The following is a 15116-nucleotide window of genomic DNA, read 5'->3' on the forward strand; positions in this document are numbered from 1 at the left end:
CTGCCGGGGCGGCAAGGGTTACCGACGGTAGCCCATGGTGGGAGAGGTCAGCCAGAGCCGTGCAACGCCTTATTACCGGCGGGTTCGGATGCGTCCCCAGCGGGACGCGACCGGGCCTGTGGCCACCGGCGGGACCCTGGTGCGGCCGGCCGTGCCCGATGTCACTCTGGACAGGCTCCACAACCGCCCGGTAACTTGGACTGAGCAAGCGCTTAGATATACGTGACACAGCCGTGTGACCACTACGAGGGAGGCGTCCGTGCGCCGTACCGTTTTCAACGAGGACCACGAGGCGTTCCGGGACACGATCCGCGCCTTCGTCGAGGCCGAGGTCGTCCCGGTCTACGAGGAGTGGTTCGCGGCCGGTCAGGCGCCGCGCGACTTCTACCTGAAGCTCGGCGAGCTGGGCGTCTTCGGCATCAACGTGCCCGAGGAGTTCGGCGGCGCCGGCCTGGAGACCCACAAGTTCGAGGCGATCCAGTACGAGGAGACCGCCCGTGCCGGCGTCTCCTTCGGCGGCTCCGGCGTGCACGTGCTGCTCGCCCTCCCGTACATCAAGTCCCTCGCCACCGACGAGCAGAAGAAGCGCTTCCTGCCGAAGTTCGTCTCCGGCGAGGAGATGTGGGCGCTGGCGATGACCGAGCCCGGCACCGGCTCCGACCTCGCGGGCATGAAGACCACCGCCAAGCTCTCCGAGGACGGCACCCACTACGTCCTCAACGGCTCGAAGACCTTCATCACCGGCGGCGTCCACGCCGACCGCGTGATCGTCTGCGCCCGCACCGACGCCCCGACCGCCGAGGACCGCCGCCACGGCATCTCCCTCTTCGCCGTCGACACCAAGGCGGAGGGCTACTCCGTCGGCCGCAAGCTCGACAAGCTCGGCCTCAAGGTCTCCGACACCGCCGAACTGGCCTTCGTCGACGTCAAGGTCCCCGTCGAGGACCTGCTCGGCGAGGAGAACAAGGGCTTCTACTACCTCGGCTCCAACCTGCCCTCCGAGCGCTGGGGCATCGCCTTCGGCGCCTACGCGCAGGCCAAGGCGGCCGTCCGGTTCGCCAAGGAGTACGTGCAGGACCGCACGGTCTTCGGCAAGACCGTCGCCTCCTTCCAGAACACCAAGTTCGAACTCGCCGCCTGCCAGGCCGAGGTGGACGCGGCCGAGGCCGTCGCCGACCGCGCCCTGGAGGCCCTGGACGCCGGCGAGCTGACGGCCGCCGAGGCCGCCTCCGCCAAGCTGTTCTGCACCGAGGTCGCGCACCGCGTCATCGACCGCTGCCTCCAGCTGCACGGCGGCTACGGGTTCATGAACGAGTACCCGATCGCCCGCCTGTACGCCGACAACCGCGTCAACCGCATCTACGGCGGCACCAGCGAGGTCATGAAGATGATCATCGCCAAGGACATGGGTCTGTAAGTACCGTCGCCCCATGAGCCCTGCACTCGCCGATCTGCTCGATCTGCTCGACCTCGAGCAGATCGAGCAGAACATCTTCCGCGGCAGCTCCCGGTCCGCCGTCGTCCCCCGGGTCTTCGGGGGACAGGTGGCGGCCCAGGCGCTGGTCGCCGCGGGCCGTACGGTCCCCGGTGACCGTACGGCGCACTCGCTCCACTCGTACTTCCTGCGCATGGGCGACCCGGGCGCGCCGATCGTCTACACGGTCGACCGCATCCGCGACGGCCGGTCCTTCACCACCCGGCGGGTCGTCGCCGTCCAGCACGGGCAGCCGATCTTCCACCTCTCGGCGTCCTTCCAGACGTACGAGGAAGGGCTGGAGCACCAGGCGGAGATGCCCGCCGCGCCCGACCCGGAGACCCTGCCCAGGGCCGAGGAGATGCTGCCGCGCTACGCGGACCGCTTCGTCGACGCGAGCGTCGTGGACCGGATCCTCGAAGCACGGGCGGCGGTCGACCTCCGGTACGCCGGCGAACCGCCGTTCGCCTCGGTCGGCAGCCCCCGCGAGCCGCGCTCGCAGGTCTGGTTCCGCACCGCGGGGAAGCTCGCCGACGACCCGCTGCTGCACGTCTGCCTCGCCACCTACGTCTCCGACATGACCCTGCTCGACTCGGTGCTGCTCGCGCACGGCCGGGGCGGCTGGACGGTCGGCGACGTGGTGGGCGCCTCGCTGGACCACGCGATGTGGTTCCACCGTCCGTTCCGGGCCGACGAATGGCTGCTGTACGACCAGGAGTCGCCGTCCGCCTCCGGCGGGCGCGGCCTCGGCCAGGCGCGCATCTACACCCGGGACGGGCGTCTCGCCATCTCCGTCATCCAGGAGGGCGTCGTGCGCGTCCCCCGCTGACACCGGGCGCCGCGCGCGACGCGCCACGGCCGGTCCGCCGAACGGCCGCGCATCGGGCATACCGTCCCTCGCATGAGCGAGGCGGACGAGAGGGCCCGGCCCGCCGGGCCCGCAGAGCAGGACCAGCCCGAGAGCGCCTTCACCGTGATCGTCGCGGCGCTCGCCAACCTGGGGATCGCCGCGGCGAAACTGGTGGCGGGGCTGGTCAGCGGGTCGAGCGCGATGCTGTCCGAGGCGGCGCACTCGCTGGCCGACACGGTCACCGAGGTGATGCTGCTCGCGGCGGTGAAACGCGGCGACCGGCCGGCCGACGAGGACCATCCGCTCGGGCACGGCCCCGAGCGCTACATCTGGGCGCTGCTCGCCTCGGTCGCGACCTTCGTCGGCGGCGCGGTCTTCTCCTTCTACGACGGCATCCACTCCCTCACCCACGACGCCGAACCGGGCGACCCGACCCTCGCCTACATCGTCCTGGCCATCGCCTTCGCGCTGGAGTCGTACTCGCTGCGCACCGGGCTCCGCCAGGCGCGGGCGGAGGCCCGGCTGCTGCACTACGGCTTCGCCCGCTACCTGCGCCGCACGCCGGACACGGCCGTGAAGGCCGTGGTGATGGAGGACTCCGCCGCGCTCGTCGGCCTGCTCCTCGCGGCCGGCGGCCTGCTCGGCGGCCAGCTCACCGGCTCCGGCGTCTGGGACGGCGTGGCCTCGCTGCTCATCGGGGTGCTGCTCGTCTACGTCGCCTGGGTCCTCGGCCGCAGCAACGCCCAGCTCCTCATCGGCCGCCCGCTCCCGCCCTGCCTCCGGGCACAGGTGCGCGACGAGATCCTGACCGTGCCGCACATCGTGGACGTGCTGGAGCTGACCACCCTCATCCAGGGCCCGCGCGAGATCCTCGTCGCCGCGAAGGTCGACTTCCGCGACGCGTCCAGCGCCCGGCAGGTGGAGTGGGCCTGCGAGGAGGCCGAGCAGCAGCTGCGCGAACGGTGGCCGTCCGTGCGCCGCGTCTACCTCGACCCGACGCCGGGACTGGGCGCGCAGCGCCCGGACGGCACGGTGGAGTGACGGCGCGCCCCCTGCTCAGGCGGCCGGGGTGCGGGCCCCGCTCAGGCGGCCGGGGTGTGGGCCCCGCTCAGGCGGCCGGGGTGTGGGCGGTGAAGGACACCTTGGAGGTGTCGCCGTCCAGCTCCAGGCTGAGCGCCGCGTCGAGGGCACGGGCGAGGCGCGCGAGCAGGGGCAGGGTCGAACCGCCTTCGCCCGGTCGGCTCGCGCGGAGTTCGCCCGTGCATCGCCGTGCCTGCAGGGCGCGGCGCGCGGAGGGGTTCGATCCCGGGGAATCCCTCGCACAAGTGAACGGTCCCGTCGGACTCTTCGGGACCGGGCCGGACGGCCCGCTCAGGCGGGCCCCCGCACCGGGAGTGTCGCCTCGACCAGGAAGCCGCCGTCCGGGGTGGGGGCGGCGGTGAGGGTGCCGCCGAGGGCGGCGGCGCGGGCGTGGAGGCCCAGGAGGCCCTGGCCGCCGCCGGGTTCGGGGCGGGGGGCGGGCAGCGCGGACGGGCCGTTGCTCACGACGACGCGCAGGCCGCCCTCCCCGGGACCGATGTCGACGGTTGCGGGGGCGCCGGGTGCGTGGCGGCGGGCGTTGGTCAGGGCCTCCTGGACGATCCGGTACGCGGCGTGCCCGACGTCCGCCGGGCAGTCGCCGGCCTCCAGCCGGAGCGCCACCGCGCCCGCGGGGCCGAGGAGTTCGTGGAGCCGGTCGAGCCCCGGGCCGAGGTGGTGCACGGTGTCGCGCAGGTCGGCGGCGGCCCGGCGGCTCAGCGCCCCCAGCTCCCGCGCCTGCCGCCGGTACGCCTCGGAGTCGGCCGCCGCCGCCAGTTCGGCGCAGCGCAGGCTGATCAGGCTGAGGTGGTGGGCGGCGGTGTCGTGGACGTTGCGGGCGAGGCGCTCCCGCTCGCGCAGGGCCGCCTGCTCGGCGGCGTGGCGGCGTTCGCGTTCCTGGGAGAGCGCGAGTTCGCCCAGGCGCGCCGCGAGTTCGCGGCGGGCGCGGGCGAGGCGTCCGAGGGCGGCGGGGGCGACGGCGAGCAGCCCGGAGAGGAGGACGCCCAGCACGGTGTCCGGCACCGTCCACACGTAGTCGCCCAGTCCGCGCCACGGCACGAAGGACACCACGGCGACCGCCGCCGCTCCCGCCGCGGCGATCCGGCGCGAGCGCTCGGCGGCGGCGAGCGCGTGCAGCGCGGCCATCGCGGGCAGCCACAGCTCGCCGGTGGTGAGCGTGGGCAGGGCGAGCAGCAGCACGGTCCGGGGGAAGCGCCACCGCAGCGGCAGCAGGCAGGCGACGACGAGTGCCGTGGGCAGCATCCAGCCGGTCAGCGCGACCCGGGTCGCGAGGGCCTCGGCGACGCAGGCGGCGACCACGAGCCCTTCGACGGCGTTCGCGCGGGCGCCGCGCGGCCGGTGGCGGGGCTCGCCGGTCCGCCGGAGCGGGGCGTCCGGACCGGGCAGGGGTGCCTGCGGCCTCCCCGTCCCGGGCGGCGCGTGCGGCCTCCCGGTCACGGGGCGGCCGTCCGGTGGACGGTCGCCGCGAGGGCGACGCGGCTGTCGACGCCGAGCTTGCGCTTCATCGCGCCGATGTGGGTCTTGACCGTGGTCACGCCCATGCCGAGGCAGGCGGCGATGTCGGCGTTCGGCAGACCGGCCGCGATCAGGGTGAGCACCTCGCGTTCGCGGTCGGTGAGGACGTCGAGCAGGCCGGGCCCGGCGGGCGGGGCCGGCGCCGCGGGGGTCCGGGCGGTCCAGCCGGCGAGGACGGCGGCACTGCCCGGCGGGGTGCAGACCACCCCGCCGGCCGCGAGCAGCCGCACGGCGTCGGTGAACAGCCGGGGCTCCATGGTCTTGAGCAGGAATCCGGACGCGCCCTGCCGCAGGGCCTGCTCCAGGTGGTCGGCGGTGTCGAGCGCGGTGAGCATGGCGACGGCGGGCGGCGCGGGCAGGGCGCGCAGGGCGGGCAGCACGACGCCGATGCCGTGCGCGCCCGGCATGTCGACGTCCAGCAGCACCAGGTCGGGGGCGAGCGCCCGGGTCGCGTCGACCGCGGCGGGGCCGTCGCAGTCCCCCACGACGTGCAGCCGCTCGTCGTGGCCGAGGACGCTCCGGAGCGCGGCACGGACGAGTTCCTCGTCGTCGACGACGAGGACCCGCACCGGCCTCGAGTCGTAGGGCAAAGGTCGTCCTGTGGTCGGAATCCTCACGGGGCCGCGGCTGCGAACCTGGATGCAGATCCTAGGCCGCCACGAACGGCCGTACGGATCGCCCGGGGCGCGAGGGTCTTTCGTGCGGATCCGACCTGATCCGTGCGCGGGCCCCGGACCGCACCCCGGGCACAGCGCGCACCCCGGATGCCGTTCCGGCCGCCGGGCCGACCGACGAGAGGAACGGGGCGGTGGGCGTGGAGGAGGTCCGGGCCGAGGAGGAACCGCCGGGCGGCGGCACGACGCCCGGCGCGGCCCGCGGGCCCGCCCGATGGGCACGTGCCCCGCGCGGCGAGCGCATGCTGTGGATCGCCGCCGGGGCCGTGCTGGTCCTGGGCACCGTGGCGATGCTGCTGGGCATCCGCCACTGGGCGGCCGGCTTCGACACCGGCGTCCGCTACGGCGTCGGGATCGCCCTGCGCGGCGCGATGTTCCTGATGCTGCTGGGCGGCACGTACTGCGTGGTGCGCGGCAGCCGGCGTGACCAGGGCGGACCGGAGCGGTAGCGGCTCCGCCCGGCGGAGGCGTGGCGCGGGCTTCGTCCGCGTGCGGGGCCCGACCCGACCCCGCGGCGCGCCCGGCGAGCGCGACAGGCGCCCCGGGAGGCCCGCACCACGCCCTGGAGGCGGCCCGGCCGGCACGGCGGGCCGTCCCCGCACCCGGAGGAGGACCGAGCGGTCCGGCTCCTCCGGCGGTCCGGTCCGTGCGGAGCGGCGGCTCCGCACGGACCGGAGACCGGACTGTCCGGGAGACCGGCGCCCGCCCGGCGGGCGGCCGATACCGCCCCGGGCGGACCCTCGTGGCGTCCCCCATGCGCCACGATGCTCCGTCCGGGGCCACCCGGGCCCGGCCCCGCCCCGGGGCGTCCGCGGGGCGCCCGTCAGACGGCGGTGGTGTCGAGGCCCGCCGCGTGGAGCAGGTAGGCCGTCATCGGGTCGTAGAAGCGCGGATCGGTGACGTGGTCGTCGAGCGGGACGGCCACCTGGAGGGTGCCCTCGGCCTCCGCGATGAAGAGGGCGGGGTCGTTGCAGTCCGCGTAGCCGATGGCGTCGAGTCCGCGCTGGCCCGCGCAGCCGGCCCAGCCGTGGTCGGCGACCACGAGGTCGGGCAGCGGGGTCCCCTGGTGCTCGAAGCAGTCCAGGATCGCGGCCATGGGCGCGGGCGAGTGGGTGTGCCACAGCGTCGCGCCGCGCTCCAGCATCGCCACGTCGGCGAACTGGAAGACCATGCCCTCGTCCGCGAAGAGCCCGCCCGGGATGCGGACGATCTCGCAGCCCGCCGCCCGCAGCGCCGCCGCGGTCTGCCGGTGGACGTCGAGCAGCCCGCCGGGGTGCCCGGTCGCGAAGAGCACGCGCTCCCCGGCGTCGGCGGCCTTGCGGAGCCGCGCGGCCATGCGCTCCAGGGCGTCGATCGTCAGCTCGGGGTCGATGGTGTCCTGGCCCTGCCGGTGGGACGGATCGTCGTTGACCCCGCAGCGCTCGGCCATGACGGCGAGCACGTCCTGCTCGTCGGTCCAGCGGTCGCCGAGCTCCAGGCCGAGCCAGTAGTGCCGGTCACCGTTGGCGAGCTTGCGGTAGTGGGAGAGGTTGTTGTCGCGCGGCGTGGCGACGTCTCCCGCGATACGTGAGCGGACGAGGTGGTCGGCGAGGGCGGCACGGCTGGGTATCGGCATGAGCCCATTGTGCCGTGGGGTGCGCGGAGCGTGTGCACCGTCTTGCGCGATGGACGCGCCGTCCGGACCGGGCGGCCCGGCCCCGGGAGGCGCCCGGCCGCCCGGGGCGGCCCCGGTCCGGAGGCGCCCGGCTACACCGTGGAGGACGCCGCCCGCTCCCGGTCGGCCGGGGCGCCGAGCGAGGCGAAGGCGCCGTGGGCGAGGCGGCGGAGCAGTTCCTCGGTGCCGGAGCGCCCGAGCGGGCCGGAGCCGTTCACCCCCATATGGGGGGTCGAGTTCAGCAGCCCGAAGACCGCGTGGACCGCGGCGCGCGCCTCGGACTCGGCGACCTCGGGGTGCAGCTCGCGCACGACGGCGACCCACAGCTCGACGTACTCGCGCTGGAGCCGGCGCACCCGGCGGCGGTCCGCGTCCCGCAGGCGGTCGAGTTCCCGGTCGTGCAGGGTGATCAGCGGGCGGTCGTTGAGCGCGAAGTCGATGTGCCCGTCGATGAGCGCCGCCAGCAGCGCCCCGCAGTCGCCGCCCGTCTCCGCCACCCGGCGCTGCCCACCGCTGAGGAGGCGTTCGCTGATGCCCACGAGCAGCTCGGCCAGCATCGCGTCCTTGCCGGGGAAGTGGCGGTACAGGCCGGGGCCGCTGATGCCCACCGCGGCGCCTATCTCGTCCACGCCGACACCGTGGAAGCCGCGCTCGGCGAAGAGGCGGGCGGCCTCCTTGAGGATCTGCTCGCGGCGCGTGGGTGCCGGGGTCCTGGTGCTCATGAACATTCATTCTAGACAGGGCGGTTAGCGGTCGTTAACCTGAGCGCAAACGTTAACGCTCATTAACCGAGCAAGGGAGCTCGAGCAATGCAGCAGGCACCAGTGCTGGCGAGCGCCGCGGACCCGGCCTCCGAGGCCTGGCAGACCAACGAGGCGGCCCACCGGGAGCTCGCCGACGGTCTGCGGTCCCGTCTCGCGGCGGCCCGTCTCGGCGGCGGCGAGAAGGCGCGCGCCCGGCACACCGCGCGCGGCAAGCTGCTGCCGCGGGACCGGGTGGACGCCCTCCTCGACCCCGGTTCCCCGTTCCTGGAGCTCGCGCCGCTCGCGGCCGAGGACATGTACGACGGGCAGGCCCCCGCGGCCGGGGTGATCGCCGGGATCGGCCGGGTCAGCGGCCGCGAGGTGGTCGTCGTCGCCAACGACGCCACGGTCAAGGGCGGCACCTACTACCCGATGACGGTCAAGAAGCACCTGCGCGCGCAGGAGGTGGCCCTGGAGAACCGGCTGCCCTGCGTGTACCTGGTGGACTCGGGCGGCGCCTTCCTGCCGATGCAGGACGAGGTCTTCCCCGACCGCGAGCACTTCGGCCGGATCTTCTACAACCAGGCCCGGATGTCCGGCGCGGGCATCCCGCAGATCGCCGCGGTGCTGGGCTCCTGCACGGCCGGCGGGGCGTACGTCCCGGCGATGAGCGACGAGGCCGTGATCGTGCGCGGCCAGGGCACGATCTTCCTCGGCGGTCCGCCGCTGGTGAAGGCCGCCACGGGCGAGGTCGTCACGGCGGAGGAACTGGGCGGCGGCGAGGTGCACTCCCGGGTCTCGGGCGTCACCGACCACCTCGCCGAGGACGACGCCCACGCCCTGCGGATCGTGCGCAACATCGTCGCCACCCTCCCGGAGCGCGGACCGCTCCCCTGGTCGGTCGAGCCGGCCGAGGAGCCGAAAGCCGATCCGGCGGGCCTGTACGGCGCGGTCCCGGTCGACTCCCGCACCCCGTACGACGTGCGCGAGGTCATCGCCCGGATCACGGACGCCTCGCGGTTCCAGGAGTTCAAGTCCGAGTACGGGCAGACCCTGGTCACCGGCTTCGCCCGGATCCACGGCCACCCGGTCGGCATCGTCGCCAACAACGGCATCCTGTTCGCCGAGTCCGCCCAGAAGGGCGCGCACTTCATCGAGCTCTGCGACCAGCGGGGCATCCCCCTGCTGTTCCTCCAGAACATCTCCGGCTTCATGGTCGGCAAGGACTACGAGGCGGGCGGCATCGCCAAGCACGGCGCCAAGATGGTCACGGCCGTGGCCTGCGCCCGGGTGCCGAAGCTGACGGTCGTGGTCGGCGGCTCCTACGGCGCGGGCAACTACTCGATGTGCGGCCGCGCCTACAGCCCCCGCTTCCTGTGGATGTGGCCGAACGCCAAGATCTCCGTCATGGGCGGCGAGCAGGCCGCCTCGGTGCTGGCGACCGTCAAGCGCGACCAGATCGAGGGCCGCGGCGAGCAGTGGACGGGCGACGAGGAGGAGGCCTTCAAGGCCCCGGTCCGCGCCCAGTACGAGACCCAGGGCAACGCCTACTACGCGACGGCCCGGCTGTGGGACGACGGGGTCATCGACCCCATGGACACCCGTCAGGTGCTGGGCCTGGCCCTGACCGCCTGCGCCAACGCGCCGTTGGGCGACGCCGGTTTCGGCGTCTTCCGGATGTGAGGGACCTTCCACGATGACGATGTTCGACACCGTTCTGGTGGCCAACCGCGGCGAGATCGCGGTCCGGGTGATCCGCACGCTGCGCGCCATGGGGGTGCGCTCGGTGGCCGTCTTCAGCGACGCGGACGCCGACGCCCGCCACGTCCGCGAGGCCGACACCGCCGTGCGCATCGGCCCGCCGCCCGCGTCGGAGAGCTACCTCTGCGTGGACCGGCTGCTCGACGCGGCCACCCGCACCGGCGCCCAGGCCGTCCACCCGGGCTACGGATTCCTCGCGGAGAACGCGGGCTTCGCCGCGGCGTGCGAGGAGGCCGGGCTGGTCTTCATCGGCCCGCCGGCGTCCGCGATCTCGCTGATGGGCGACAAGATCCGCGCCAAGGAGACCGTGCGCGCCGCCGGTGTGCCGGTGGTCCCCGGCTCGTCGGGCAGCGGGCTCACCGACGGGGAACTCGCCGACGCCGCCCGGGAGATCGGCATGCCGGTGCTGCTCAAGCCCTCGGCGGGCGGCGGCGGCAAGGGCATGCGGCTGGTCCGGGCCGAGTCGGCGCTGATGGACGAGATCGCGGCGGCCCGGCGCGAGGCGCGGGCCTCCTTCGGCGACGACACCCTGCTGGTGGAGCGGTGGATCGACCGCCCCCGGCACATCGAGATCCAGGTGCTGGCGGACGGCCACGGCCGCGTGGTGCACCTCGGCGAGCGGGAGTGCTCGCTCCAGCGGCGCCACCAGAAGATCATCGAGGAGGCGCCGTCCGTCCTGCTGGACGAGGCGACGCGGGCCGCGATGGGCGAGGCCGCCGTCCAGGCGGCGCGCTCCTGCGGCTACCGGGGCGCGGGCACGGTGGAGTTCATCGTCCCGGGCACCGACCCGTCCCAGTACTTCTTCATGGAGATGAACACCCGCCTCCAGGTCGAGCACCCGGTCACCGAGCTCGTCACCGGGCTCGACCTGGTGGAGTGGCAGCTGCGGGTGGCGGCGGGCGAGCCGCTGGGCTTCGCCCAGGACGACGTCACCCTCACCGGCCACGCCGTCGAGGCCCGGATCTGCGCCGAGGACCCGTCCCGCGGCTTCCTGCCGTCCGGCGGCACGGTGCTGCGCCTGCGCGAGCCGCAGGGCGACGGCGTGCGCACGGACTCGGGTCTCACCGAGGGCACCGAGGTCGGCAGCCTGTACGACCCGATGCTCTCCAAGGTCATCGCCTACGGCCCCGACCGGGCGACCGCGCTGCGCAGGCTGCGGGCGGCGCTCACCGACACGGTCACCCTGGGCGTCCCGACCAACGCCGGGTTCCTGCGCCGGCTGCTGGCGCACCCCGCGGTGGTCTCGGGCGAGATGGACACCGGGCTGGTGGAACGCGAGGCGCCCTCGCTGGTCCCGGAGGGGGTTCCGGACGAGGTGTACGAGGCGGCCGCGGCCGTCCGGGCCCAGGCGCTCGCGCCCCGGGCGGGCGGCTGGACGGACCCGTTCTCGGTGCCCAGCGGCTGGCGGATGGGCGGCCGTCCCGCGCCGCTCGCCTTCCCGCTGCGGGTGCCGGGGCACGACCCGGTGACGCGGACCGCGCACCCGGGCGCCGCCCGGCGGGTCGACGAGTACGCGGTCTCGGTCGAACTCCACGGCGTCACCCACACGTTCCACCGCGCCGGCCCCTGGCTCGGCCGGGACGGCGACTGCTGGCAGGTTCTGGACCACGACCCGGTCGAGGCGTCGCTCTCCGGGGCCGCGCACGCCGGGGCGGACACCCTGGCGGCGCCGATGCCCGGCACGGTGACGGTGGTCAAGGTCGCCGCCGGCGACAGGGTGGAGGCGGGCCAGAGCCTGCTGGTGGTCGAGGCGATGAAGATGGAGCACGTCATCTCCGCCCCGCACGCGGGCACCGTCACCGAGCTGGACGTGGTCGCCGGTTCGACGGTCGCCATGGACCAGGTGCTGGCGGTCGTCGTCCCCGACGACGCCGGCGCCGAGGACGGGGGACCGGCATGACCGCCTCCGCCCTGCCCATGACCGTGCCGGCCCCCGGCCTGCCCGCACGCGTCCGCATCCACGAGGTCGGCCCCCGCGACGGCCTGCAGAACGAGTCCGCCGTCGTCCCGGTGGAGACCAAGGCGGAGTTCGTCCGCCGGCTGGCCGGCGCCGGGCTCACCACGGTCGAGGCGACCAGCTTCGTCCACCCGAAGTGGGTCCCCCAGCTCGCCGACGCCGAGCAGCTGTTCCCGATGGTGAGCGGTCTGCCCGGGGTGCGGCTGCCGGTGCTGGTGCCCAACGGCCGCGGGCTGGACCGGGCGCTGGCTCTCGGGGCGCGTGAGGTCGCGGTGTTCGCCAGCGCCACCGAGTCCTTCGCGAAGGCCAACCTCAACCGCACGGTCGACGAGGCGCTCGCGATGTTCGAGCCCGTGGTCACCCGGGCCGTCGAGCACGGGCTGCGGGTGCGCGGCTACGTGTCGATGTGCTTCGGCGACCCGTGGGAGGGCGCCGTGCCCCTCGCCCAGGTCGCCGGGGTGTGCCGCCGGCTCGCGGAGATGGGCTGCGACGAGCTGAGCCTCGGCGACACCATCGGCGTCGCCACGCCCGGACACGTGACCGCGCTGCTCGACGCGCTGGGCGAGGAGGGCGTGCCGGTCTCCCGGCTCGCCGTCCACTTCCACGACACCTACGGCCAGGCGCTCTCCAACACCCTCGCCGCGCTCCGGCACGGCGTGTCCGTGGTGGACGCCTCGGCGGGCGGCCTCGGCGGCTGCCCGTACGCGAAGAGCGCCACCGGAAACCTGGCCACCGAGGATCTCGTGTGGATGCTCGACGGCCTCGGCATCGAGACCGGGGTCGACCTCGGCCGGCTCACCGCCACGAGCGTGTGGATGGCCGAACAGCTGGGGCGTCCCAGCCCCTCCCGTACCGTCCGCGCCCTCTCCCACAAGGAGTGAACGTCCCCATGTCCCTGGACCACCGGCTCTCCGCCGAGCACGAGGAACTCCGCCGCACGGTCGAGGAGTTCGCGCACGACGTCGTCGCGCCCAAGATCGGCGACTTCTACGAGCGCCACGAGTTCCCCTACGAGATCGTCCGCGAGATGGGCCGCATGGGCCTGTTCGGGCTGCCGTTCCCGGAGGAGTACGGCGGCATGGGCGGCGACTACCTCGCCCTCGGGATCGCCCTGGAGGAGCTGGCCCGGGTCGACTCGTCCGTGGCCATCACCCTGGAGGCGGGCGTCTCGCTGGGCGCCATGCCGGTGTACCGCTTCGGCACCGAGGAGCAGAAGCGCGAATGGCTGCCGCGGCTGTGCTCCGGCGAGATGCTGGGCGCGTTCGGGCTGACCGAGCCCGACTGCGGCTCCGACGCGGGCGGCACCCGGACGACGGCCGTGCGCGAGGGCGACGAGTGGGTGATCAACGGCAGCAAGTGCTTCATCACCAACTCCGGCACCGACATCACCGGTCTGGTGACCGTCACCGCCGTCACCGGCCGCAAGGCGGACGGCCGCCCCGAGATCTCCTCGATCATCGTGCCGTCCGGCACCCCCGGCTTCACGGTGGCCGCGCCCTACTCCAAGGTCGGCTGGAACGCCTCCGACACCCGGGAGCTCTCCTTCACCGACGTGCGGGTGCCGCTGGCGAACCTGCTCGGCGAGGAGGGCCGCGGGTACGCGCAGTTCCTCCGCATCCTCGACGAGGGCCGTGTCGCGATCTCGGCGCTGGCGACCGGCCTGGCGCAGGGCTGTGTCGACGAGTCCGTCCGCTACGCCAAAGAGCGGCACGCCTTCGGGCGCCCGATCGGCGACAACCAGGCCATCCAGTTCAAGATCGCGGACATGGAGATGCGGGCCCACATGGCGCGGATCGGCTGGCGTGACGCGGCGTCCCGGCTGGTCCTGGGCGAGCCGTTCAAGAAGGAGGCCGCGCTGGCCAAGCTGTACTCGTCGACGGTGGCGGTGGACAACGCCCGGGAGGCCACCCAGATCCACGGCGGCTACGGCTTCATGAACGAGTACCCGGTGGCCCGGATGTGGCGCGACTCCAAGATCCTGGAGATCGGCGAGGGCACCAGCGAGGTGCAGCGGATGCTGATCGCGCGGGAGTTGGGCCTCACCGGCTGACGTCCCGGCACCCGGGCACACGGTGCGCGGCCCCGGCTTCCGGGGCCGCGCACCGGTGCGTTCCGGGCGGGAATCCGGGGCCGCGCACCGGTGTGGCCCGTGACCGGACCGGGCAGGAGTGCGGCTGACGGGCGGCGGGGCCGCACGGTGCCGTTGGCGGGATCTGGACGCTCACGTGTGCGAGATCACGTTGATTCGCGGGAATGATCGTCCCCCGGCCATGGACAACCATTGAGGTTAGGCTAACCTTCCTTCGAAACCGACCTCATGGCCGAATCCTGCGCGTACGAAAGTGGACACCCTCATGCCCAACGCCCGAGCTTCCCACCTCACTCGCCGCGGCCTGCTCGCCGCCGGCGGCGCCCTCGGGCTCGGCGTCGCGCTCGCGGCCTGCGGCACGGAGGACGAGAAGGGCTCCGGGACCGGCACCGATGCGGCCAAGCCGTCGGGCCCCTGGACCTTCAAGGACGACCGCGGCCAGACCGCCGAGCAGAAGGCCGTCCCGAAGAACATCGTCGCCTTCACCGGCACCGCCGCCGCCCTGTACGACTACGGCGTCCAGGTCAAGGGCGTCTTCGGCCCGACCAAGACGGCCGACGGCAAGCCCGACGTCCAGGCCGGCGACATGAACATCGACTCGCTGGAGATCCTCGGCAACGTCTGGGGCGAGTTCAACGTCGAGAAGTACGCGGGCCTCGCACCCGAGCTGCTCATCACGGACATGTGGCAGAAGGACGCCCTCTGGTACGTGCCGGACGAGTCCAAGGACAAGATCCTGGGCCTCGCGCCCAGCGTCGCCCTGTGGGCCGCCGAGACCACCATGCCGAAGGCCCTCGCCCGCCGCGCCGAGCTGGCCGAGTCCCTGGGCGCCGACCTGAAGGACAAGAAGGTCACGGACGCCAAGGCGCGCTTCGAGGCCGCCGCCGAGCGCCTGCGCAAGGCCGCGAAGTCCAAGCCCGACCTCAAGGTGCTCATCGGCTCCGGCTCGCAGGACCTCTTCTACGTCTCGGTGCCGAAGATGTCCGCCGACACGCTCTACTTCCAGGAGCTGGGCGTGAAGTTCGTCGAGCCGAAGCCCAACGCCCAGGGCTTCTTCGAGGAGCTGAGCTGGGAGAACGCCGGCAAGTACGAGGCCGACCTGATCATCCTCGACAACCGCACCGGCACCCTCCAGGACGCCGACCTCAAGAAGGCCAAGCCCACCTGGGCGCAGCTGCCCGCCGTCAAGGCCGGCCAGGTCGCCGCCCGGGTCACCGAGCCGATCTACTCCTACGCCAAGTGCGCGCCGCTGCTGGAGGACCTGGCCGAGGCGATCGAGAACGCCAAGAAGGTCTCCTGAC

At 73.8% G+C, this 15116-nt stretch carries 13 protein-coding genes; 9 read left to right on the plus strand and 4 right to left on the minus strand.

Annotated features, from left to right (window positions below; all coding sequences use genetic code 11):
- The first annotated feature begins 259 nt into the window (after positions 1-259).
- The 3 genes from IAG43_RS11045 to IAG43_RS11055 all read left to right on the plus strand — a co-directional run bounded on the left by IAG43_RS11045 (position 260) and on the right by IAG43_RS11055 (position 3365).
- Positions 260-1417, plus strand: coding sequence for an acyl-CoA dehydrogenase family protein (locus tag IAG43_RS11045; RefSeq protein ID WP_187740577.1), 1158 nt, complete (start codon positions 260-262; stop codon positions 1415-1417).
- 13 nt (positions 1418-1430) lie between these two features.
- Positions 1431-2303, plus strand: coding sequence for an acyl-CoA thioesterase II (gene tesB, locus IAG43_RS11050; RefSeq protein WP_187740578.1), 873 nt, complete (start codon positions 1431-1433; stop codon positions 2301-2303).
- A gap of 72 nt (positions 2304-2375) precedes the next feature.
- Positions 2376-3365: a cation diffusion facilitator family transporter gene (locus tag IAG43_RS11055; RefSeq protein ID WP_187740579.1), complete on the plus strand. Its 990-nt coding sequence runs from the start codon at positions 2376-2378 to the stop codon at positions 3363-3365.
- 330 nt (positions 3366-3695) lie between these two features.
- On the opposite strand, the gene IAG43_RS11060 is transcribed toward IAG43_RS11055, so the two are convergent.
- Positions 3696-4859 carry a sensor histidine kinase gene (locus tag IAG43_RS11060; RefSeq protein WP_187740580.1) on the minus strand — a complete coding sequence of 388 codons (1164 nt, stop codon included), beginning with the start codon at positions 4857-4859 and terminating at the stop codon, positions 3696-3698.
- Positions 4856-5527, minus strand: a complete 672-nt coding sequence (locus IAG43_RS11065) for a response regulator (protein ID WP_246574253.1) — start codon at positions 5525-5527, stop codon at positions 4856-4858. Before IAG43_RS11065 ends, IAG43_RS11060 begins: the two co-directional genes overlap by 4 nt.
- A gap of 218 nt (positions 5528-5745) precedes the next feature.
- Between IAG43_RS11065 and IAG43_RS11070 the strand changes: the two genes are divergently transcribed.
- A complete protein-coding gene (locus IAG43_RS11070) occupies positions 5746-6060 on the plus strand; it encodes a hypothetical protein (RefSeq protein ID WP_187740581.1) in 315 nt (104 codons plus the stop codon).
- Positions 6061-6434: 374 nt separating this feature from the next.
- On the opposite strand, the gene IAG43_RS11075 is transcribed toward IAG43_RS11070, so the two are convergent.
- Positions 6435-7226 carry a phosphatase gene (locus tag IAG43_RS11075; RefSeq protein WP_187740582.1) on the minus strand — a complete coding sequence of 264 codons (792 nt, stop codon included), beginning with the start codon at positions 7224-7226 and terminating at the stop codon, positions 6435-6437.
- A 131-nt stretch (positions 7227-7357) separates the two neighbouring features.
- Positions 7358-7987 carry an SACE_7040 family transcriptional regulator gene (locus IAG43_RS11080; protein WP_187740583.1) on the minus strand — a complete coding sequence of 210 codons (630 nt, stop codon included), beginning with the start codon at positions 7985-7987 and terminating at the stop codon, positions 7358-7360.
- Positions 7988-8074: 87 nt separating this feature from the next.
- Between IAG43_RS11080 and IAG43_RS11085 the strand changes: the two genes are divergently transcribed.
- The 5 genes from IAG43_RS11085 to IAG43_RS11105 all read left to right on the plus strand — a co-directional run bounded on the left by IAG43_RS11085 (position 8075) and on the right by IAG43_RS11105 (position 15115).
- Positions 8075-9691 (plus strand): carboxyl transferase domain-containing protein, encoded by a 1617-nt coding sequence (locus tag IAG43_RS11085; protein ID WP_187740584.1) that lies wholly within the window; start codon positions 8075-8077, stop codon positions 9689-9691.
- A gap of 19 nt (positions 9692-9710) precedes the next feature.
- A complete protein-coding gene (locus IAG43_RS11090; protein WP_187744402.1) occupies positions 9711-11669 on the plus strand; it encodes an acetyl/propionyl/methylcrotonyl-CoA carboxylase subunit alpha in 1959 nt (652 codons plus the stop codon).
- Positions 11666-12607: a hydroxymethylglutaryl-CoA lyase gene (locus tag IAG43_RS11095; protein WP_187740585.1), complete on the plus strand. Its 942-nt coding sequence runs from the start codon at positions 11666-11668 to the stop codon at positions 12605-12607. The genes IAG43_RS11090 and IAG43_RS11095 overlap by 4 nt, the downstream gene beginning before the upstream one ends.
- A gap of 8 nt (positions 12608-12615) precedes the next feature.
- Entirely contained in the window at positions 12616-13776 is a 1161-nt protein-coding gene (locus tag IAG43_RS11100; protein WP_187740586.1) for an acyl-CoA dehydrogenase family protein, read from the plus strand.
- 304 nt (positions 13777-14080) lie between these two features.
- A complete protein-coding gene (locus IAG43_RS11105; RefSeq protein ID WP_187740587.1) occupies positions 14081-15115 on the plus strand; it encodes an ABC transporter substrate-binding protein in 1035 nt (344 codons plus the stop codon).
- Position 15116: the final 1 nt, after the last annotated feature.

This window comes from Streptomyces genisteinicus, assembly GCF_014489615.1.
GTDB classification, from domain to species: domain Bacteria; phylum Actinomycetota; class Actinomycetes; order Streptomycetales; family Streptomycetaceae; genus Streptomyces; species Streptomyces genisteinicus.